The sequence below is a fragment of the Hyphomicrobium sp. genome, from assembly GCF_019753045.1.
Lineage (GTDB): Bacteria > Pseudomonadota > Alphaproteobacteria > Rhizobiales > Hyphomicrobiaceae > Hyphomicrobium_B.
Map to the genome: position 1 here is coordinate 77,836 of NZ_JAIELN010000014.1, position 20,665 is coordinate 98,500.

The 20,665-nt window shown below is 62.0% G+C and carries 17 protein-coding genes; 6 read left to right on the top strand and 11 right to left on the bottom strand.

What is annotated here, in order from left to right; all coding sequences use genetic code 11:
• Positions 1-14: 14 nt before the first annotated feature.
• Positions 15-1,361: a L,D-transpeptidase family protein gene (locus tag K2Q04_RS16065; RefSeq protein ID WP_291165707.1), complete on the top strand. Its 1,347-nt coding sequence runs from the start codon at positions 15-17 to the stop codon at positions 1,359-1,361.
• 7 nt (positions 1,362-1,368) lie between these two features.
• Here the strand turns inward: K2Q04_RS16065 and K2Q04_RS16070 are convergent, their stop codons facing one another.
• A complete protein-coding gene (locus K2Q04_RS16070; protein WP_291165708.1) occupies positions 1,369-1,848 on the bottom strand; it encodes an Lrp/AsnC family transcriptional regulator in 480 nt (159 codons plus the stop codon).
• Between the two features lie 151 nt (positions 1,849-1,999).
• Between K2Q04_RS16070 and ald the strand changes: the two genes are divergently transcribed.
• On the top strand, positions 2,000-3,124 hold the full coding sequence (gene ald / locus K2Q04_RS16075; protein WP_291165709.1) for an alanine dehydrogenase: 1,125 nt from the start codon (positions 2,000-2,002) through the stop codon (positions 3,122-3,124).
• Positions 3,125-3,402: 278 nt separating this feature from the next.
• A complete protein-coding gene (locus K2Q04_RS16080) occupies positions 3,403-3,759 on the top strand; it encodes a hypothetical protein (protein WP_291165710.1) in 357 nt (118 codons plus the stop codon).
• Positions 3,760-3,858: 99 nt separating this feature from the next.
• Here the strand turns inward: K2Q04_RS16080 and K2Q04_RS16085 are convergent, their stop codons facing one another.
• The 8 genes from K2Q04_RS16085 to K2Q04_RS16120 form a co-directional block, all read right to left on the bottom strand.
• Positions 3,859-5,355 (bottom strand): CoA-acylating methylmalonate-semialdehyde dehydrogenase, encoded by a 1,497-nt coding sequence (locus K2Q04_RS16085; RefSeq protein ID WP_291165711.1) that lies wholly within the window; start codon positions 5,353-5,355, stop codon positions 3,859-3,861.
• Between the two features lie 49 nt (positions 5,356-5,404).
• The gene (locus K2Q04_RS16090; RefSeq protein WP_291165712.1) at positions 5,405-6,727 is read right to left on the bottom strand and encodes an aspartate aminotransferase family protein; all 1,323 of its coding nucleotides are present in this window, start codon (positions 6,725-6,727) and stop codon (positions 5,405-5,407) included.
• 115 nt (positions 6,728-6,842) lie between these two features.
• Positions 6,843-8,138, bottom strand: a complete 1,296-nt coding sequence (gene gabT, locus K2Q04_RS16095; RefSeq protein ID WP_291165713.1) for a 4-aminobutyrate--2-oxoglutarate transaminase — start codon at positions 8,136-8,138, stop codon at positions 6,843-6,845.
• Positions 8,139-8,217: 79 nt separating this feature from the next.
• A complete protein-coding gene (locus K2Q04_RS16100) occupies positions 8,218-9,672 on the bottom strand; it encodes an NAD-dependent succinate-semialdehyde dehydrogenase (RefSeq protein WP_291165714.1) in 1,455 nt (484 codons plus the stop codon).
• A 17-nt stretch (positions 9,673-9,689) separates the two neighbouring features.
• Positions 9,690-11,177: an aldehyde dehydrogenase gene (locus tag K2Q04_RS16105; RefSeq protein WP_291165715.1), complete on the bottom strand. Its 1,488-nt coding sequence runs from the start codon at positions 11,175-11,177 to the stop codon at positions 9,690-9,692.
• A gap of 11 nt (positions 11,178-11,188) precedes the next feature.
• Positions 11,189-12,535 carry a glutamine synthetase family protein gene (locus K2Q04_RS16110; protein ID WP_291165716.1) on the bottom strand — a complete coding sequence of 449 codons (1,347 nt, stop codon included), beginning with the start codon at positions 12,533-12,535 and terminating at the stop codon, positions 11,189-11,191.
• Positions 12,532-13,284: a gamma-glutamyl-gamma-aminobutyrate hydrolase family protein gene (locus K2Q04_RS16115; protein ID WP_291165717.1), complete on the bottom strand. Its 753-nt coding sequence runs from the start codon at positions 13,282-13,284 to the stop codon at positions 12,532-12,534. Before K2Q04_RS16115 ends, K2Q04_RS16110 begins: the two co-directional genes overlap by 4 nt.
• On the bottom strand, positions 13,281-14,666 hold the full coding sequence (locus K2Q04_RS16120; RefSeq protein ID WP_291165718.1) for an aspartate aminotransferase family protein: 1,386 nt from the start codon (positions 14,664-14,666) through the stop codon (positions 13,281-13,283). The genes K2Q04_RS16115 and K2Q04_RS16120 overlap by 4 nt, the downstream gene beginning before the upstream one ends.
• Before the next feature lie 351 nt (positions 14,667-15,017).
• Between K2Q04_RS16120 and K2Q04_RS16125 the strand changes: the two genes are divergently transcribed.
• The 3 genes from K2Q04_RS16125 (at position 15,018) to eutC (ending at position 17,994) form a co-directional block, all read left to right on the top strand.
• Entirely contained in the window at positions 15,018-15,710 is a 693-nt protein-coding gene (locus tag K2Q04_RS16125; protein ID WP_291165719.1) for a TetR/AcrR family transcriptional regulator, read from the top strand.
• Between the two features lie 116 nt (positions 15,711-15,826).
• Entirely contained in the window at positions 15,827-17,212 is a 1,386-nt protein-coding gene (locus tag K2Q04_RS16130; protein ID WP_291165720.1) for an ethanolamine ammonia-lyase subunit EutB, read from the top strand.
• Positions 17,209-17,994, top strand: coding sequence for an ethanolamine ammonia-lyase subunit EutC (eutC, locus tag K2Q04_RS16135; protein WP_366935761.1), 786 nt, complete (start codon positions 17,209-17,211; stop codon positions 17,992-17,994). Before K2Q04_RS16130 ends, eutC begins: the two co-directional genes overlap by 4 nt.
• A gap of 56 nt (positions 17,995-18,050) precedes the next feature.
• On the opposite strand, the gene K2Q04_RS16140 is transcribed toward eutC, so the two are convergent.
• Together K2Q04_RS16140 and K2Q04_RS16145 are read right to left on the bottom strand one after the other, a co-directional pair.
• The gene (locus K2Q04_RS16140; protein ID WP_291165721.1) at positions 18,051-18,818 is read right to left on the bottom strand and encodes an SDR family oxidoreductase; all 768 of its coding nucleotides are present in this window, start codon (positions 18,816-18,818) and stop codon (positions 18,051-18,053) included.
• A gap of 106 nt (positions 18,819-18,924) precedes the next feature.
• Complete coding sequence (locus K2Q04_RS16145) at positions 18,925-20,481, bottom strand: amino acid permease (RefSeq protein ID WP_291165722.1); 1,557 nt, start codon at positions 20,479-20,481, stop codon at positions 18,925-18,927.
• Positions 20,482-20,665 lie beyond the last annotated feature (184 nt).

Here is a 20,665-nt window from a genome sequence, read left to right on the forward strand (position 1 = left end):
TGAGGGATTTGATTTTGACAACGCGGTTTGGAACTTCGGTTCTGAAGACAGCCGCGCTGATGCTGGTTGTTTCGGTCTTTCAGTTTCTCCCGCAGTTCGCGACGCCGGGTCACGCGCAGATCAGCCTTTGGGATCAGATCCAGGGACCGAGCTTCGGTCGCGGCGCGAGCGATACCCCCCCGCCGCCAACGCCCGTTGCGCTTGACGACCTGAGGCCGGACGCAACCCCGTGGCGCAGCGACGTGATGCTCAATGCCGTTGCCGCGGCGATCGAGCGTTACCAGAAGATCGTCGATAGCGGCGGCTGGCCGGTCGTCCCGCAGGGGCGCATGCTGCGTGAAGGCGATGACGATCCGCGCGTTCCGATTCTGCGGAAGCGTCTGAGGATCAGCGGCGACATGCCCGCGAAGGGCTCCTACTACGATGTTCAAACGTTCGACTCCGAACTGACCGAAGGCGTGAAGCGCTTCCAGAAGCGCAATGGCATCCGCGAGACGGGACGCATCGAGCAATCGGTCTACCCCGTGCTGAACATCACGGCCGAACAGCGCCTGGCGCAGCTCAAGCTGAACTACGAACGGCTCCGCGGCCTCATGCAAGGCGTCGAAGAGCGGTACGTGCTGGTCAACGTTCCGGCATTCCAGCTCGAAGCCGTCGACAAGTTCGAAGTGCAGCTTCGCCATCGCGTGATCGTTGGACGGCAGGGCCGCGAAACGCCCGATGTCCGCGCGACGATCAAGGCGCTCAACTTCTTCCCGTTTTGGCGCGTGCCTGACAGTGTCGCAACGCTCGACCTCATCCCGCGCCTCAGGAAGGAACCCGGCTACCTCGAGGAAGAAGGCATCCGCGTTTACAACGGCGTCAACGGACCCGAACTCGATCGCAAGACCATTGATTGGTCGTCGCCTCAGACCGCCAGCTACAAGTTCAAGCAGGATCCGGGAGAGAAGAACGCGCTCGGCCTCCTGCGCTTGGACATGTCCAATCAATACGGCGTCTACATGCACGACACGCCGATGAAAAATCTGTTCGACCAGCGCAGCCGCGCCTTCAGCGCCGGATGCGTCCGCGTGCAGAACGTATTCGATCTTGGCGATTGGGTCGCGCATTACGAGGCCGGTTGGGATCAGCCTGGCCGCGTCCGACAGCAGCTCGATTCGGGCCAGCCCTTGGAACTTAAGCTGACGCGTCCCATTCCGGTTTACTTCACCTACATCACGGCGTGGGCCGAGCCGTCGACCGGCGCCATTGAATTCCGCCCGGATATCTATGGCCGCGACGGCTCTGCGATGCAGACGTCCTATCAGCGCGACGCCGATGATGCACCGCCTGCGTCCGCCGCGGCTGCCCTCGCACCCTGATCGTTGCCTAGCGTAGTAAAGCCGATCCGGGCAGGGATCGGCTTGTGACCTCGCGCAGCACGAAGCTTGAATGCAATCGGGAGACTCCAGGGAGCCCCGACAACTGCTCCTTATGGATCCGTTCAAAATCGGCGAGGTCTCGCGCCAGCACCGTGATGAGATAATCGTCCTGCCCGGACATCATGTAACAGGACACGATGGACGGGGCCGCGGCAGCCGCCTGTTCGAACGCCACCAGCAGTTCCTGGTTCTGACTCTCGAGGCTGATCTGCACGACGACCATCATCGTAAAGCCGAGGGCCTTGCGATTGACTTTGGCCTCATAACCCGAGATCACGCCTGACTGTTCGAGCGCGCGGATCCGGCGGCCGATAGCCGTGGGTGATAGGGGCACGCGCTCCGCCAGTTCGACTTGGCTCTGGCGGCCATCGGCGAGAAGCGCGGTCAGAATCGCCTTATCCAGCGCATCCATCGCAATTTCCGCCATTTTTCAGCGTCCTTCAGCCCAGTGACGATGATTTGCTGCGAAAAATCGCCTTAGGGCAAGCGGAATTGCTGGGTAACGGCACAGCTTTTGTGTCAGCCTACGCTGCAGAAGAGGACGGCGGCCTATTGAGGCGCCAACCAAGGGGATGGATATGCGGATTGGTGTGCCTACGGAAATTAAGACTGACGAATTTCGAGTGGGTCTGGTGCCCGGCTCCGTACGCGAGCTGACGGCCCGCGGTCACGAGGTCATCGTCCAGTCCGGCGCCGGAGGCGGCATTTTTGCCGACGACGCCGTTTACGAAAAGGCCGGCGCTCGCATCGCCAAGACGGCGGAAGAGGTGTTCGCTGAGGCTCAGCTGATCGTGAAGGTTAAGGAGCCCCAGCAGGCCGAGTGGAAGCGCCTCAAGTCCGATCAAATCCTGTTTACCTATTTGCACCTTGCGCCTGACGCCCCCCAGGCGATTGGCCTGATGGAGTCAGGCGTCTCGGCGATTGCCTACGAGACGGTCACGGACCCGGCCGGTGGCTTGCCGCTTCTCGCCCCCATGAGCGAAGTAGCCGGGCGTCTTTCGATTGAGGCAGCCGCGATTGCCTTGCGCCGTCCGACGGGCGGGCGTGGCGTTCTGCTGGGTGGAGTTCCGGGCGTGAAGCCCGCGAAAGTCGTTGTGCTCGGCGGCGGGGTCGTCGGCACGCATGCGGCGCGGATGGCGGTCGGTCTTGGTGCCGAGGTTTCCATCATAGACCGGTCGCTCCCGCGTCTCCGTCAGCTGGACGAAGTCTTCAAGGGCCGCACCACGACGCTCGCGTCGACGATGGAAACGATCGAGAACGAAGTGCTCGCAGCCGATGTCGTTATCGGCGCGGTGCTGATCGCAGGCGCGAGCGCGCCGAAACTCGTCAATCGCGCGATGCTGAAGCACATGAAAAAGGGCGCAGTCCTCGTTGACGTGTCCATCGATCAGGGCGGATGCTTCGAGACATCGAAGCCGACGACCCATGCCAATCCGACATTCGAAATCGACGGCATCATTCATTACTGCGTCGCCAATATGCCGGGGGCGGTTCCCGTCACATCGGCGCAGGCCCTCAATAACGCAACGCTGCCATTCGTTATGAAGCTTGCGGAAAAAGGCCTTGCGGCGTTTGATAGGGACCCCCACTTAGCAGCTGGGTTGAACGTCAAGAATGGGCGCATTACGCATGCAGCCGTCTCGGCATCGTTAGGTTTCGACAGTGTAGAAACCAGTCGCAACTTTCGTCTTGCTGCTGAGTAATTCTGAAGAACCCCCGTGCCGCCGGATCCCTCACCGGCGGCCATCAAACCGGTCGCTCCTCCCCCCGGAGCGGCCGGTTTTCTATTCCGCCACTTGTTCTCCGAAGCGTTCTATCGGCGACGTATTGCGCCACTAGGTGCCTTCGAAATGTCGCGAACGCGCGCGATGTTTTTTGCAACGATTCATTCATGCCTGTGATCGTTTCGCGGTTTGGCGACGGATCAATTCGTTGGCCGCGTTAGGCGGGAAAGGCACATCGTTTCGGTGGGAACGCATCAATGACCAAACTGAAAAAACTCATCGCATCATCTCTCGTCGTCGTCTCCATGACGGCAACGTTTGCGGCGACCGAGCAAGCAGCCGCAGCCCCATTCGGCGCTGGCGTACCGGCCCTGGCGAAAGACAACGGCGTGATGAACGTCGGCTGGCATGGCGGCGGCGGTTGGGGCTGGGGACCCGGAGCGCTCATCGGCGGTATCGTCGGAGGCGCGTTGATCGCATCCGCAGTGGCCGAGCATCGCGCCGACCGCGTGGATATGGATCGCTGTGCGCGAGACTTCCCGGAATTCAGTTATCGTACCGGCACGTATATCGATCGCCGCGGCGTCGAGCGCGTCTGCCCGTATCTTCGCTGATATAACGCCTGCGAATTAAATCGCACGCTCGCGGAGCATTCCATTGTTCTGAAAAGGAAGTGCGGCGCCGGATCGGATGATCCCGGCGCCGCATTTATTTTATTTCAAGCTCGGGAAATTGAACTCCGCGCCCTTGCGGATGCCGGCCGGCCACCGCGAGGTGACCGTTTTCAAGCGCGTATAGAAGTGCACGCCTTCCGGTCCGTAAATCGCATGGTCTCCGAACGCGGACCGCTTCCACCCGCCGAATGAGTGATACGCAACCGGAACCGGCAGCGGCACGTTGATGCCGACCATGCCGACTTCGATCCGATCCGCGAAGGCGCGCGCGGTATCGCCGTCGCGGGTGAAGATCGCGGTGCCGTTCCCGTATTCGTTCGTATTGATGAGGTCGGCGGCTTCGTCATAGTTCTGAGCGCGAACGACGGAAAGAACCGGCCCGAAGATCTCCTCGCGATAGATCGTCATGTCGCGCGTGACACGATCGAATAGCGTGCCGCCGAGGAAGTAGCCGTTCTCATATCCCTGAAGCTTCAAGCCGCGGCCGTCCACGACGAGCTTGGCGCCTTCGGCGACGCCCTTGTCGATGAGCGACGTGATGCGCCGCTTCGCGTCTGCCGTCACCACGGGGCCCATTTCGGATGCGGCATCCGATGCGGGGCCGACCTTCAGGTTAGCGACGCGCGGCGCGAGAGCTTCGACAAGCCGGTCGGCCGTCTTCTCGCCGACCGGAACCGCGACCGATATCGCCATGCAGCGCTCGCCGGCCGAGCCGTAACCCGCACCCATGAGAGCGTCGACGGCTTGATCCATATCCGCGTCCGGCATGACGATCATGTGGTTCTTCGCCCCGCCCAGAGCCTGCACGCGCTTTCCATTGGCCGAGCCGCGGCCGTAGATGTACTGCGCGACGGGCGTCGACCCGACGAACGACACAGCCGAAATATCCGGATGATCGAGGATCGCATCCACGATCGTCTTATCGCCGTGCACGATGTTGAATACACCGGCCGGGAGGCCCGCTTCCTGGAAAAGCTCCCAGAGCAGCATCGGCGCCGACGGATCGCGCTCCGACGGCTTCAGGATGAAAGTGTTGCCGCACGCGATGGCGACCGGAAACATCCACATCGGCACCATGGCCGGGAAGTTGAAAGGCGTGATGCCGGCGACGACGCCGAGCGGCTGGCGATCCGACCAACTGTCGATGTCGGGCCCGACGTTGCGGCTGAACTCGCCTTTCAGGAGATGAGGAATTCCGCAGGCGAAATCGACGACATCGATCCCGCGCGCCAATTCGCCGAGCGCGTCCGCATGCGTTTTGCCGTGCTCGCGCGAAATCGCGCGTGCGATCTCGTCGGCATTCTTCTCCAGAAGCTCCTTGAACTTGAACATCGGCCGGACGCGCTTCATCGGGGGCGTCGTGCCCCACGAAGCGGCGGCAGCCTTCGCCGCCACCACAGCCGCATTGAGATCTTCCGCGCTCGACAACGGCAGCCGCGCAACTTCTTCGCCCGTCGCCGGGTTGAAGACGGGCGCAGTGCGCGCAGCGTGAACGGCGGCGCGGCGACCGTTGATGGCATTCTCGATCATGTGCATTGAAAGCTCGTTTTCCGATTTTTGTTTGCTATGCGCGACTTTGACTGGCTCAGTAGTCCGCCTTCAATACCTTCGTGAAGATGTCGAACAGCTGGTCGATCTCAGCCTTTGAAATGACGAGCGGCGGCGACAGAGCGATGATGTCGCCCGTCTGCCGGACGAGAAGACCCGCCTCGAATGCTTTGACGAATCGCTCGTAGGCGCGCTTGCCGGGTTGCGCCGGATCCGGTGCGAATTCGATCGCGCCGATCAGGCCGATGTTGCGAATGTCGATGATGTGCGGAAGCCCTTTGAGAGCGTGCACGCGCTCTTCCCAATAGGGGGCAAGCTCGGCCGCGCGCGTCAGCAGGCCTTCCTCGGCATAGGTATCGAGCGTGCCGATGGCGGCCGCGCAGGCGACCGGATGGCCCGAATACGTGTAGCCGTGGAAGAAATCGATCATCCAATCCGGGCCGTTCATGAACGCGTCGTGGACATGCGATTTCACGAATACCGCGCCCATCGGAACGGTGCCGTTGGTCACACCCTTCGCCGTCGTGATGATGTCGGGCGAGATGCCGAAGTAATCCGACCCGAACGGCGTGCCGAGCCGGCCGAACGCGGTGATCACTTCGTCCGCGATCAAGAGAATGTCGTGCTTGCGCGCGATGGCTTCGAGGCGCTTCAGATATCCCTTCGGCGGGATCAGCACGCCCGTCGAACAGGCAACGGGTTCGACGATGACGGCAGCGATCGTCGAAGCATCGTGCAAGGCGACGAGACGTTCGAGATCGTCTGCAAGCTCGGCACCATGTTCCGGTTCGCCGCGCGAGAAAGCGTTGCGAGCGATATCGTGCGTGTTGCGCATATGGTCGACGCCGGCGACGAGCGCGCCGAACATCTTGCGGTTCGGACCGATGCCGCCGACCGCCATGCCGCCGAAGTTGACACCATGATAGCCGCGTTCACGGCCGATCAGGCGCACCTTCGAGGCGTTGCCCTTCGCGCGGTGATACGCGATCGCCATTTTGAGGGCGGTCTCGACCGACTCCGAACCCGAGTTGGTGAAGAATACCTGGTTGAACCCTTCAGGCGCGAGATCGACGAGACGGGTCGCCGCTTCGAAAGCGCGTGTGTGACCCATCTGGAAGGTGCCTGCGAAGTCGAGCGTCTCGACTTGCGCCTTGATGGCTTCGGCGATCTTCGGCCGGCAGTGACCGGCGTTGACGCACCAGAGACCCGACGTGCCATCAAGAACGCGCCGTCCATCGTTGGTGATGTAGTGCATGTCCTTGGCGCCGACGAACAAGCGCGGGTTCGCCTTGAACTGCTTGTTCGCGGTGAACGGCATCCAGAACGCTGCAAGATCGTTCGGTTTGATTTGGACGTTCATGGGTCACTTTCCTCCATTTCGGCCCGGCTCCCCGAAGAGCGTCACCGAGGTCAATCATTTTATCTCTTCGGCCTCGGCGGCCGGCTCCCCGGAGGGGAGTCGCCGAGGCCAATCGTCAAGCTGCGCGAGCGACGGCGTCGGTCAGCGCCGCTTCGAAGACATCCATGCCCTCGCGAACCAGTTCATCGCTCGCCGTCAGTGGCACGAGAAAGCGGACGACGTTGCCGTAGGTGCCGCACGACAGCAAAATCAGGCCGCGCTCATTGGCGGCTTTGAGCAGGGCGGCGGTGAGTTCGGGCGCTGGCTCGCCGCTCACCTTGTCCTTGACGAGCTCCACCGCGCACATGGCGCCGAGGCCGCGCACGTCACCGATGCAATTCAGGTTCGAATTGTTCTGCAGCGCCGCGCACCGATCCATGATGATCTTGCCGATGGCATTGGCGCGATCGCAGAGCTTTTCCTCGTTGATCACATCGAGCACCGCGTGAGCGGCAGCGCAGGCGATCGGGTTGCCGGCATACGTGCCGCCGAGACCGCCGGGGTTCGACGCATCCATCACGTCGGCGCGCCCGACGATGGCCGAGAGCGGAAGGCCGCCGGCCAACCCCTTCGCCATGGTGACGACGTCGGCCTTGACGCCGTAGTGCTCCATCGCGAAGAGCTTGCCGGTTCGCGCGAAACCGGTCTGGATCTCATCCGCGATCAGCAGGATGCCGTTATCGTCGCAAAGCTTCCTGAGCGCGACCATGAAATCCTTCGGCACGACGTTGAAGCCACCTTCGCCCTGCACCGGCTCGATGATGATCGCGGCAATGCTCGACGGATCGGCCGTGTGCTTGAAGAGGGACTTCAGGCTCTTGATGCTCTGTTCTGTGCTGCCGCCGTGATAGAGGTTCGGGAATTCGACATTGTAGACGTCCGGCGGAAACGGTCCGTAGCCCTTCTTGTAGGGAACGACCTTGCCCGTCAGCGCCATGCCCATGAGCGTGCGGCCATGAAAGCCGCCAGCAAACGAGATGATGCCCGAATGGCCGGTGAACGCCCGCGCGACCTTGACGGCGTTTTCGACCGCTTCGGCGCCGGTAGAGGCGAGCATCGTTTTCGCAGGCCCAGGAATGGGCGCGATGGCATTCAGGCGCTCGGCGAGGCTGACGTAATTCTCGTACGGCGTGACTTGAAAGCAGACGTGGCTGAAGGCTTTGAGCTGCTCTTGGATCGCAGCCACGAGGCGAGGGTGCTGATGCCCGGTATTGACGACCGCGATGCCCGCGCCGAAGTCGATGTAGCGCTTGCCGTCCTCGCTCCAGATTTCTGCATTCTTCGCCGTCTTGGCGAAGATCTGCGTGACGTTGCCGACGCCGCGCGGAACGGCGGCAACGCGGCGGGCCTGGAGTTCGACGGAGGTAGCCATTGTCGGTCCTTCAAATGGTCTGGCTGTCTATGATGGCTCAGCGGAGCAATAGTCGAATTGCTCCGCCGAAACTTGACTGCTAGGCGCTGATGCCGCCAAGGCAGATGAATTTCGTCTCGAGATATTCGTCGAGACCTTCCTGCGCGCCCTCGCGGCCGAGACCCGACTGCTTGATGCCGCCAAATGGCACGACCTCGTTGGAGAAGACGCCCTCGTTGACGCCGACCATGCCGGCCTCCAGCGCCTCCGCGACGCGCCACGCCCGCGACAGGTTCTGGCTGAAGAGGTAAGCCGCAAGGCCGAACGGCGTATCGTTGGCGATACGGATCGCATCGGCTTCCGTCTCGAAGCGGAAGATCGAAGCGACAGGTCCGAAAATTTCCTCGGTCGCGATGGCCATTTTGTCCGTGATTCCGGTCACGATGGTCGGCGAGAAGAACAGCGCTCCGTGATTATCGGGCTTGCCGCCCATCTCGATCTTCGCGCCATGTGACACTGCATTTGAAAGCAGCGATTTCACCTTCTCGATCGCTTCTGCGTTGATCAGCGGCCCGATGGTGGACGTCGCCTCACGGCCCGGAGCGACGACGAGCTTTCCGGCGGCTTCCTTCAGGCTAGCGATGAACTTGTCGAAGATCCCCGCCTGCACGAGAATGCGGTTGGCGCAGACGCATGTCTGACCCGCATTGCGGAACTTCGAAGCCATCGTTCCGGCGACTGCCTGCTGCAAGTCGGCGTCGTCGAAGATGATCAGCGGCGCGTTGCCACCGAGTTCGAGCGTCAGCTTTTTGATCGTATCGGCGGACTGGCGATAGAGGATGCGGCCAACCTCGGTCGATCCGGTGAACGTCAGCTTCCGGACGCGGTCGTCGGCGGTCAGGACCTTGCCGCAGCCCGGGCCATCAAGCGTCGTGATGACGTTGAACACGCCGGCCGGCACGCCCGCGTCGACGGCGAGCTTCGCGAGGGCGAGAGCCGAAAGCGGCGTCTCTTCCGAAGGCTTGACGACGATCGTGCAGCCCGCGGCGAGCGCGCAGCCGACCTTGCGCGTGATCATCGCAATCGGGAAATTCCACGGTGTGATCGCGGCGCAAACGCCGATCGGCTGCTTGATCGTAACGTAGCGGCGCGAAGCGACCGTCGTCGGGATCGTATGCCCGTAGGCGCGTTTCCCTTCTTCTGCGAACCACTCAATGAAGGACGCGCCATAGACGACTTCGCCGCGCGCTTCGGCGATGGGTTTGCCCTGCTCGGCTGTCATCAGCTGCGCGAGCGACTCCGTTTCGGCAATGATGAGATCGAACCAGCGCCGCAGGATTACTGCGCGATCCTTCGCGGGCTTGGCGGCCCAGGCCGGGAACGCCTTGGCGGCAGCATTGATGGCGCGCTTCGTGTCCTCAGGCGTCAGATCCGGCACATCCGCGATCTTCTCGCCCGTCGCCGGATCGAGAACCGCGAACGTCTTCGGCGAGGTGACCCACTGTCCGTCGATGAGTGCGGCGGTCGGGAAGGGGGTCGAGGGCTTGATGTTCATTATGGTCTCCGGGGGCGTCAGAACGTGATCGATACCGACTTCATGTCGGCATACTTATGGAGCGCGTGAAGCGAGCGGTCGCGGCCGAAGCCGGATTGCTTGAACCCGCCAAACGGCATCGTGATATCGCAGGCGTCCCAGCCATTGATCCAGACGAGCCCCGCGCGGATTTCGCGGGCGGCACGATGGGCGAGCGAAATGTCCTTCGTCCAGAGCCCGGCTGCGAGACCGTAATTCGTATCGTTGGCAATGCGAATGGCGTCGTCGGGCTGTTTGAACCGGGTGACGGCGAGCACGGGGCCGAAAACTTCTTCGCGCGCAAGCGTGTTCTCAGGCTTGATCTGATCGAACACCGTCGGCTCGACGTAGAAGCCGCCGGTGTCAGCCAGCGTGCGACTGCCGCCGAGCGCCAGGGAGCCGCCCTCGCGCTTCGCCGTTTCGATGTAGCGTAGTGCCGTCTTCATCTGCTCTTCATTCACCATTGCGCCCGTGGCGGTCGAAGGCTCGAGCGGATCACCGGCAACGATCTTGCGGGCAACCTTTATGAGCCGATCGAGGAAATCATCCGCTATAGAATCCTGCGCTAAGAGGCGAGATCCGGCAGTGCATACCTGACCTGAATTATAGAAGACGCCCCAGGCGGCTTCCGTGGCGGCGCGGTCAAGATCGGGGCAGTCCGCGAAGATGATGTGCGGAGACTTGCCGCCGAGTTCCAGGCTCACGCGCTTCAAGTTGCTCTGTCCGGAATACTGCATCAGCAGCTTGCCGACCGAGCCCGATCCGGTGAAGGCGATCATGTCGACGTCGTTGTGCAGCGCGAGAGCTTTCCCGGCTTCAATGCCGAAACCCGGGACGACGTTGAGAGCGCCGGCCGGCAGCCCGGCTTCGAGAGCGAGTTCCCCGAGCTTCAGCGCCGTGAGAGGCGATTGCTCGGCGGGCTTCAAAACGACGGAGTTCCCCATAGCCAGCGCCGGAGCAACCTTCCACATCGCCATGTGGAGCGGAAAGTTCCACGGCACGATGGCGCCGATCACGCCGAGCGGATCGTGGACCACGAACGAAAATCGGTCCGGCGCTTCAGGGCCGACCTCGCCATAAATCTTGTCGAGCGCCTCGGCGTAATAGCGGAGGCTTCGGATTGCATTCGGTACATCGCCGCCGAGCGCGTTCGAGATTGGCTTGCCGACATCGAGGCTTTCGAGAACGGCGAGCGTCTCGATATCGCGCTCCATCAAGTCCGCGAGCTTGAGAAGGATCTTCTTCTTTTCGCGATAATGAAGCTTGCGCCACGACCCGTTCTCAAATGTGCTGCGCGCGCTTTTGACGGCGGCGTCGACGTCGGCCGCATCGCACTGGGCGACGCGATTGAGAATTCGTCCGTTCCGCGGTGTGACGTTGTCGAACGTCTTGCCCGACGCGCTACCGGTGAGGCGCCCGTCGATGACGGCCTCCCCCGGAAGCTTCATCGAACCAGCAACCGCTTCGAAATGCGCGAGCGATGTCATGACACTATGCCTTATGCAACTTGGGCGTACCACGCGTGGTCGAGAGAGGTGACGATGCGTTCGAACGCGATCCGTTCGGTCTGCTTCAGCCTATAATAGACGTCCTGGAACGGCGCGCCGAATGCTTCCCGCACGATTTTCGATGTGCGGAATTTCTCGAGGGAATTGACCCAGGCTGTCGGAAGCGAAGCGCCGTCGAGCGTTTCCGCGTTGCCTTCGGCGTGTTGTCCAGGGTCGATCGCATTGGTTAAGCCGTGGCGAATACCGGCGAGGATCGCGGCAACGACGAGGAACGGGTTGGCGTCCGCCCCCGAAACGCGATGCTCGATGCGCGTCGCAGGGCCTGAGCCGGCCGGAATGCGCAGCGCGACGGTGCGGTTGTTGAAGCCCCAGTGGGCGGCCATCGGAACGTAGGATTCCGGCACATAGCGGCGGTAGGCATTGGCCGACTGTGCCCAGATCGCCATGAAGTCCGGCATGGATTGGCACAAGCCGCCGATGGCCTGACGGAACATCGGCGCCATCGGCTCGCCGGCAAATAGGTTTTTGCCCTGGCTGTCGACGAGGCTGACGTGGATGTGCATCCCCGAGCCGGTCCAGTCGTGATGCGGCTTGGCCATGAAGGTCGCTTCGAGATCATGAGCGCGCGCAGCAGCCTTGACCGCCCGCTTGAGCAGGAGGCCGTTGAGCGCGGCCGACATGGCATCGCTATGCTTGAGGTTGATCTCGAACTGTCCGGGGCCCGACTCCTGCATCACCGCATCGACCGGAAGCCCCTGGGCCTCGGCGATCCGGTAAACGTCGTCGATGAACGGTCCGAGCGTATCCATTTCCTCGAACTGGAAGGTCATCGGCCGTTCGGGATCGGACGAGAGACCGGGCGGCGTCTCGAGAGTGAAATGACCATCGGGCGAGCGGCGCGTGACGTAGAATTCAAGCTCTACGGCAACGACAGGCGTCTGCCCGGCGGCGGCGAGACGTTCGACTTGCCCCTGAAGCACGCCGCGCGGACACATATCGCAGAACTCCACCGGCACCATTACGGCTTGCCCGTGGGTACCCGCGCCGACCGGCACCGGCTTGAGCGTGCCGGCAAGAATGCGGAATGGAATGTCGTGATCGCCGGTTTCCCAAAGACGGCCCGTCTCCGCGATCGAGTTGCCGCGCGGGTCGAGCACGTAAACAGACGCCGGAAGTAAGAGGCCGTTCTTGACGGCGCCGACGAGATCGGCGCGACGGACTCTCTTGCCTCGAGCCATGCCGTTCATGTCGAACAGCACGATGTCGATCCAGGTGACGGTCGGATTGGCGTCGAGGAATGCGGCCGCTTCGTCGATGGTGATGAAAGTGTCGGTCATGCGGCCTGTCCTTTTGCGATCTTGCCTCTCGCAGCGTCGCCGAAGCGACGGAACAGAGCCAGGGATTGAGGATTTGAATGGATCTGCCACTCGGGGTGCCATTGCACGCCGAGTGAAAATGGATGCCCGGGAACCACCCGCGCAGCTTCGATCAGCCCGTCTTCGGCGAATGCTTCGGCGACGAGCGGCTCGGCAAGGGACTTGATGCCCTGTCCGTGCAGCGAATTGACGATGATCTCGTCCTGCGCGAGCCACTTCTTGAGTTCGCCCTTGAGCGTAACCGGATGGCGAGCCGCAAACATCACGTCGAAATCCGTGACCGCCGGCTCGCGATGATCGGCGTAGTCCTCAAGGGTATGCACGGCCTGGTGCAGCGTGCCGCCGAGCGCGACGTTGAGCTCCTGGAAGCCCCGGCAAATCGCAAAGAGCGGTAGCTTGCATTCGACGGCCGCGCGGATGAGCGGCAACGTCACCGCATCCCGATCGCGATCGATCGCGTTCGGGAGGATCGGCTCTTCGTCACTGTAATGCTCGGGGTGAACGTTCGAGATGGCGCCCGTCAAAAGGATGCCGGACGCGACGTCGAGAACCGAGCCGATATCGGCAAGCCCCTTGCCGACCGGAACGAAGAGCGGCTGGCACTCCGAGCCTTCGACGACCGCGACCGCGTATTTCCGCACGACGGCGTCGGCGGAGAGCCCGCCGACCGTTTCCGTGCTGCAGGGAATTATGATGATCGGCCGGCTCATGCCGCAAGTTCTCCACGCACGTCGGCGAGCGTCTGATCTAGTGCCTTCTGGATCACGGCGCCGGCTTCTTCGAAGTGCGTGTCCGTCCAAGTCAGCGGCGGTGCGCATACCATGGTGTCGTAGACGGCCCGCATGATGAATCCTTCGCGGAAGAAGTGGTCGCGGCAGATGAGGCCGACGCGGCCCGGATCGTCGAAACGCTTGCGCGTTTTCTTGTCTGCGACGAGTTCGATCGCGCCGAGCATGCCGACCGTGCGCACTTCACCGACAAGCGGGTGATCCTTGAACCGGGCGAACAGCTTGGCGAGCGCCGGACCCGTCGTCTCCTTCACCTTCGGAACGAGCCGGTCGCGCTCCATGATCTCGAGATTCTTCAACGCGACGGCGCAAGCAACGGGATGGCCCGAGAAGGTGTAACCGTGATTGAAATCGTCGTCCTTCGACATCAGCGCTTCGACGATCTTGTCGTCCACGAGAACGCCGGAAAGCGGAATGTACCCGGACGTCGCGGCCTTCGCGAATGTGATCAGGTTCGGCTTGAGCCCATAGAATTCCGATGCAAACCACGTCCCGACGCGACCGAACCCGGTGATCACCTCGTCAGCCAGCAGCAGAATGCCGTACTTGTCGACGATGCGCTGAACTTCCGGCCAATAGGTGGATGGCGCAATCTTGACGCCGCCTGCGCCCTGAACGGGTTCGCCCGCGAATGCCGCGACATTCTCCGGTCCGCAGCGAAGAATCTCTTCCTCGATCGCGCGCGCCGCACGAAGCCCGAAAGCTTCCGGCGTCTCGCCCGGGAATGAATCTCCATACCAATAGGGATCCATCACATGCCGGAACCCTTCGTAAACGGGATAGCTGTGCTGATGGACATGGCTCATGCCGCCCATCGAGCCGGCCGCGATGGTCGACCCGTGGTACGCGTTCTTGCGGCTGATGATGATCCGGCGTTTCGGCTCGCCCTTGAGCGCCCAGTAGTGACGGATGAGGCGGATCGCCGTGTCGTTCGATTCCGAGCCTGACGATCCGAAGAAGACTTGATTGATGTGCGCCGGCGCGATTTCGGCAAGCTTGCGCGACAACGCCACGACAGGCGGATGCGTCGTCTTGAAGAACGTATTGTAGAACGGCAGCTCGACCATCTGGTCGTAAGCGGCCTGAGCCAGCTCCTTATTGCCGTAGCCGATGTTGGTCGTCCAAAGGCCGGCCATGCCATCCAGAATGCGGTGGCCTTCGCTGTCGATCACGTAAGGTCCTTCGCCCTTCACGATGACGCGGACGTTCGGACCCGCCCGTAGCGACTGGTGATCCGAGAACGGATGCAAATGATGCTGCGCGTCGAGGTCTTGGATCTGCTTTGTCTGAAATCGGTTGGACACGGGTTTTCTCTCCAGCGGAACGGTTGAGGGGCCCGGTAGCGGGCCAGTCGGTGAAAGAAGCTGGGAGGCGTCAGTGCGGCGTATAGCCGATGCGGGCGCACAGCTTCAGAAGCTCGCGCTTCGGATGAGGCGCGCTTTTCATGGGGCGCGAGGTCCCGCTGCAGCCGGCCTGAGCCAGTGCACTGTCAGCGAAAAAAGCCGGGAGCCGGATACCCGACGGCGCCATACCGATGTTTCCTGGCCGGTCGCACCATCCGCGATGCGACACTCGATAACTAACGACAGCGATACTTGCTTATTCAATAACTTCTAGAGTATTCTCTACAGTGTAGAAGTCAAGGGCCACGCGAAATGGCAGAACCGAAATCCCGGGCACGCCGGGGGGTCGAGAGATCCGAGATCCTCGACGCCGCCTTTAATCTGTTCGCGAGCACTGGAGAGCAGGGATTTTCGATCCGGAAGCTCGCTGCAGCCCTCGGCGTCGACCCGATGACGGTCTTGCATCATTTCGGCTCGAAGGAGGAACTGCTTCGCGCCATCGCCGACCGCGCCTTGCGCGACATCGAAATGCCGGTATCGACCTCCGATTGGCAGAGCGACCTCAAGGCCGTAGCCAACGCCTATCGCACGCTCGCGCACCGCCATCCGCTCGTTTTTCCTCTACATTTTCGCTACAACGCGACGGGACCCACCGACCACATATCGAGCGAGGTCGTTTATTGCGCGCTGCGGCAGGCCGGGCTTGCCGACGCTGACGTCGCCGGCCTCGGCCTCGCGTTTTACGCTTTTGTCTTGGGTTTCGCGCTCGCCGAGGCCGAGGGCCTTCTGCGCCCCATCGGGCCCAGCGATGAAGCGGAACTCGAAGGCCTCGAGCCAGAGACCTACAAGGCGACCAGGTCGCTCATTCCGGCTCTCAAGACACTCGATCCGGACGCCGCGTTCGACAATTCGATCAACGTCTTCATCTTGGGGGTGGCGGCTCTCGCAGCGGGCCGGCCTGAAAGCGCCTCACACAAATCGAAAGTCGGTTTCGCTACGCATTAGCCTGCGCTCGCACTGCAAACGTGCTGATGACTATAGGATGAGCACGAATTGAAGCTTGCGTAGATGGCCTCTTGCGACATTATTGGTAAGAACGACCGGTGACCGGGGAGAATGCCATGTATCGGGTGCACGCTGGCGGAACCACCTACACGTTTTCCACCCTCAAAGAACTTCTGGCCAAGGCGACACCGCCGCGTTCCGGCGACGTGCTTGCTGGCGTCGCGGCGACATCGGCCGCCGAGAACGTGGCAGCCAAGATGGCGCTTGCCGATGTCCCCCTGAAGCAGTTCCTCAACGAAGCGATCATCCCGTACGAAGCCGACGACGTAACGCGCCTCATCATCGATACCCATGATGCGGTAGCCTTCGCGCCCATCTCACACATGACGGTCGGCGAGTTCCGCGATTGGCTTCTCTCAGAAAACGCGACGCCGCAGAAAGTCTCCGCCCTCGCACCTGGACTGACGCCGGAGATGGTCGCAGCCGTCTCGAAAATCATGCGCAACCAGGATCTCGTGCTCGGCGCCAAGAAGGCGCACGTGATAACGAGGTTCCGCAATACGATCGGCATTCCGGGCCATATGGCCGTCCGCCTGCAACCTAATCACCCGACCGACGACAAGAAAGGCATCGCGGCTTCGATCGTAGATGGCTTGATGTACGGCTGCGGCGATGCCGTCATCGGCATCAACCCGGCGAGCGACAATCTCACCGCGATCACCGATCTTTTGGTGATGATGGACGATATCATCCGCCGCTTCGAAATCCCGACGCAGAGTTGCGTGTTGACCCACGTCACGACCACGATCGACGCCATCGCCAAGGGCGCGCCCGTTGACCTCGTATTCCAGTCGATCGGCGGGACGGAGGGTGTAAACGCGTCGTTCGGCGTCACGCTCGCGCATCTGAAGGAAGGCCGCGAAGCCGCCCTCAGCATCAAGCGCGGAACAGTCGGCGACAACTGCATGTATTTCGAAACGGGCCAGGGGTCGGCACTGTCGGCGGACGCGCATCACGGCTGCGATCAGCAGACGATCGAGGCCCGCGCCTATGCCGTCGCCCGTCAGTTCAAGCCGCTTCTCGTCAACACCGTCGTCGGCTTCATCGGGCCGGAATATCTCTATAACGGCAAGGAAATCATCCGGGCCGGGCTCGAGGATCATTTCTGCGGCAAGCTGCTCGGCCTGCCGATGGGCTGCGATATTTGCTACACGAACCACGCCGAAGCCGACCAGGACGACATGGACATCCTGTTGATGATGCTCGGCGCCGCAGGCGTCAACTTCATCATGGGCATCCCTGGCGCCGACGACATCATGTTGAATTACCAGTCGACGTCGTTCCACGACGCGCTCTATGTGCGAGAAGCGCTGGGGCTGAAGCGCGCGCCCGAGTTCGAAGCGTGGCTCTCTCGCATCGGGGTGACTGACACAAGCGGCCACCTCGCGCCGCACGCGCCGGGCAATCCGCTCCTCACGCATGCACAGGCATTGGCAGCATGACCATGACAGAGGATCCCTGGGCAAATCTGAAACGGTTCACGGACGCGCGCATCGGCCTTGGCCGCTCGGGTTCTGCGATGCCGACGCGCGAAGTTCTGAATTTCGCCCTTTCGCACGCCATGGCGCGAGACGCGGTGACGACGCCGATCGATTGGACGCCGATCGAAAAAGGCCTGTCAAATCTCGGTCTTTCGACGTTGAGAATAGCGAGCGCCGCCACCGATCGGTCGGAATATCTCCGCCGTCCCGACCTCGGCCGCCGCCTGTCCGACGTCTCGCGCGAGGCGCTCGTTCGCGCATCCGAGGTCGAAGGATCGGCGAAGCCTGATCTCGTCATTCTCGTCGGCGACGGGCTTTCGTCGCTGGGCGTCGCGGCCAACACGCTGGCCTATATGTCGGCGTTCATGCCCTACGTCGTGAAAGCCGGCTGGAAACTATCGCCGGTCCTACTCGCCGACGACGCCCGCGTTGCGCTGGGCGACGAAGCCGGCGAAATTCTCGGCGGCAAGGCCGTGCTCGTGTTGATCGGCGAGCGGCCGGGCCTGTCGTCGCCGGACAGCCTCGGCGTCTACCTCACGTTTTCGCCGCGCATCGGCATCAAGGACGCCGACCGCAACTGCATTTCGAACATTCGTCAGCGCGGCCTCTCTTACGATGAGGGCACGTTCAAAACCGCATGGCTGCTGCGGGAAGCGTTCCGGCGCGGGCTGACCGGCGTCAACTTGAAGGACGACTCCCAGTTCCTGATCGAAGGTCAGCCGGGACCCGAGCTGATCGGATAGCGGCAGCCGTCGCCCTCGACTTCACACCAAGGGCGACGGCCGCCGTTACTATCGCATCAAACCGCCGTAAAGCAGTTGTCCACGAACAGGTGCGCACCGTTGACGAAGCTCGCTTCGTCACTGGCGAGGAAGAGGGCAGCACGCGCAACTTCTTCCGGCTCGCAGAGGCGGCCTTGCTGGACGGCAAGAGCGGCGTCCGAAGCATCGACGCCACGCTTCGACAGCTCCGCCACTTCGCGCAGACCGTGGGGCGTCTTGACGAACCCGGGGCAGACGGCGTTGCAGCGAATGCCTCTGTCACGGTACTCGACGGCGATGGACCGCGCGAACATGTGGCAAGCGCCCTTCGACGTATTGTACGCCGTCTCCATGGGCGTTGCCGCAATGGCCGAAATCGACGACGTACAGACGATCGATCCGCCGCCAAGCTCCAGCATTCCCGGCAGCACCGCTTGCGTCATCAGGTACATGCTCGTGACGTTGATGCCCATCAGCCATTCCCACTCCTTGAGCGTCGTCTCGAGGAACGGCTTGATGATGATCGTGCCCGCGTGATTGAAGAGCACGTTGGCTTGCCCGATGGCGGACGTGACGCTCGCGACGGCAGCATTCACCTGTGCTTGATCCGCCACGTCGGCAGCCGCGAAAACGGCCTTGCCGCCCGCGTTGTTGATCTCGGCGACCACGGCGCGTCCGGCCTCTTCGTTGCGGTCGATCACGCCGACCGCCGCACCCTCGGCGGCAAAAAGGCGGGATGAGGCGCCGCCCATGCCCGTTGCTCCGCCCGAAATGATCGCAATCTTACCCTTAAGCCGGTCTGCCATTTTTCTTGCTCCTGTCGAGACGCTTGCGAGGATGTGTAACAGATGCGGGCCGGATCGTTTGATCCGGCCCGTACCATTTTTTGACATCGAAGGGGGTCTTGACCCGTCAGTGGCCTTCGCCGACCGCCGCCTCGGCTGCTTTGATCTCGGCCGCACGCCGTGCGATGTCCGCGCCGATCGGAGGGCCCTTGAACCGGCGGTTCTCAAACAGCACCCAGATGATGAGCGACAGCACGATGAAGCCGATCGTGATTTCCAGCGCCCAGTCGTTTGGCGGCTGGATGCCGATGTAGAAAATGACAGCCATCGAGATCAGCGACAGCACGCACACGAGCTTGAAGAGGCCGGACCCAAGATCCCACGGGCCGGGCTTCGGGAAGGCCGGTCCGCCGTACTTGAACAGCGCCAGGGCGATCGGCACCGCGAACGACAGGAACAGGAAGATGACCGTGCAGGACACGACGATCGAGTAGGCCGGTGTGCCCGCGATGGTGATCGCAGACGTGAACCAGACGAACAAGGTCGCGAGCAGCGCGCCGAACCAGATCGCGTTCTGGGGCACGCGGTATGTCGGGCTAACCTTTGCCAGCCAGCCCGAAATGCCCGGAATACCGCCGTCACGCGAGAAGGCGAACAGCATGCGCGATACCGATGTGACGGTCGCCAGGCCGCAGAGCCATTGTGACACGAAGATCAGCACGTACATCGCGTTCTTGATGCCCGGCGGAACCTGCTTATCCATGGCCCAGAAGAACACGTTCCAGCCCTGCTTGGCGGCTTCGTCCATGTTGGGGATCATCAACACGAACGCACACAGCATGATGTAGCCGAAAACGCCCGACCATAGCACGGCCGAGCACATGCCTTTGGGCACAGCCATCGACGCGTTGACGGTTTCTTCGGCCGTATGGGCCGAAGCGTCGTAGCCCGTGATCGTGTAGATCGGCAGCAGCAGGCCAAGCGCGAACGCCATGCTCAACGAAACCGCGTTCGGCCAGACGCCGTTAGCGCCTTCCGTGCCCGTGTAGTTCGAGAACGTCCACAGCCGCGAAACGTCATAACTCGGTGCGAAGATCAGGCACACCGCGGCCAGGGCCACGGCGCCGAACAGAATGATGTAGCCCGAAAAGTCCGTGAGCTTCATCGTCAGGCCGATGCCGAGATGGTTGACGAGAGCCTGCAGGCCCGTGATCAGCGCCATGAAAAGCACGCGATGGGTAAGCGTGTCTTCGACGCCGAAGTAGGGACCGAACGCGCCGAAGAAGAAGTAGAACGTCCCGACGTTGATGGCGCCGAGCACCGTGATCAGGCCGAGCAGGTTGAGCCACGCGGCAAGCCAGCCGGTGAACCGGTTGCCCAGGATGGAGCCCCAGTGATAAAGGCCGCCGGCGGTCGGATAGGCTGACGAGATTTGCGCCAAAGCCATTGCAAACACACCGGAAATCAGAACGCCCAAAGGCCATCCCAATCCGATTGCCGCCCCACCCGCGCCGGCGGTCGCCTGCCCGAGCGAGTTGATGCCGCCCGACAGGATGCAAATGATGGAAAACGAGATAGCGAAGTTCGAGAACGCGTGCATGCGCCGGGAAAGTTCCTGCGCGTAGCCCATCGAATGTAGGACTTTTACGTCCTCATCGACCACTTTCGGTTCGGTGGATGACATGAGAGGTCCCCAAGAAATTGTTCCCTTTGGGAAATCTTGGGCGACGTGACGCTTTTCGTCACTCAAGCGTGACGGCGTCCAATTCTTCCGAGGCCACTCTGGTGGCAAGCCGAGAAAAGGTCAATCGCTGGGCAAGGCCAAATAGTGGGCAAACTTTGCCTCGGCCGCACGACAATCATGCGGT

What these genes read in the sequence shown, in the direction of transcription:
- K2Q04_RS16070 (WP_291165708.1), bottom strand. Translation starts at nt 1,848, where the DNA reads ATGGCGGAAATTGCGATGGATGCGCTGGATAAGGCGATTCTGACCGCG.
- ald (WP_291165709.1), top strand. Translation starts at nt 2,000, where the DNA reads ATGCGGATTGGTGTGCCTACGGAAATTAAGACTGACGAATTTCGAGTG.
- K2Q04_RS16080 (WP_291165710.1), top strand. Translation starts at nt 3,403, where the DNA reads ATGACCAAACTGAAAAAACTCATCGCATCATCTCTCGTCGTCGTCTCC.
- K2Q04_RS16085 (WP_291165711.1), bottom strand. Translation starts at nt 5,355, where the DNA reads ATGCACATGATCGAGAATGCCATCAACGGTCGCCGCGCCGCCGTTCAC.
- K2Q04_RS16090 (WP_291165712.1), bottom strand. Translation starts at nt 6,727, where the DNA reads ATGAACGTCCAAATCAAACCGAACGATCTTGCAGCGTTCTGGATGCCG.
- gabT (WP_291165713.1), bottom strand. Translation starts at nt 8,138, where the DNA reads ATGGCTACCTCCGTCGAACTCCAGGCCCGCCGCGTTGCCGCCGTTCCG.
- K2Q04_RS16100 (WP_291165714.1), bottom strand. Translation starts at nt 9,672, where the DNA reads ATGAACATCAAGCCCTCGACCCCCTTCCCGACCGCCGCACTCATCGAC.
- K2Q04_RS16105 (WP_291165715.1), bottom strand. Translation starts at nt 11,177, where the DNA reads ATGACATCGCTCGCGCATTTCGAAGCGGTTGCTGGTTCGATGAAGCTT.
- K2Q04_RS16110 (WP_291165716.1), bottom strand. Translation starts at nt 12,535, where the DNA reads ATGACCGACACTTTCATCACCATCGACGAAGCGGCCGCATTCCTCGAC.
- K2Q04_RS16115 (WP_291165717.1), bottom strand. Translation starts at nt 13,284, where the DNA reads ATGAGCCGGCCGATCATCATAATTCCCTGCAGCACGGAAACGGTCGGC.
- K2Q04_RS16125 (WP_291165719.1), top strand. Translation starts at nt 15,018, where the DNA reads ATGGCAGAACCGAAATCCCGGGCACGCCGGGGGGTCGAGAGATCCGAG.
- K2Q04_RS16130 (WP_291165720.1), top strand. Translation starts at nt 15,827, where the DNA reads ATGTATCGGGTGCACGCTGGCGGAACCACCTACACGTTTTCCACCCTC.
- eutC (WP_366935761.1), top strand. Translation starts at nt 17,209, where the DNA reads ATGACCATGACAGAGGATCCCTGGGCAAATCTGAAACGGTTCACGGAC.
- K2Q04_RS16140 (WP_291165721.1), bottom strand. Translation starts at nt 18,818, where the DNA reads ATGGCAGACCGGCTTAAGGGTAAGATTGCGATCATTTCGGGCGGAGCA.
- K2Q04_RS16145 (WP_291165722.1), bottom strand. Translation starts at nt 20,481, where the DNA reads ATGTCATCCACCGAACCGAAAGTGGTCGATGAGGACGTAAAAGTCCTA.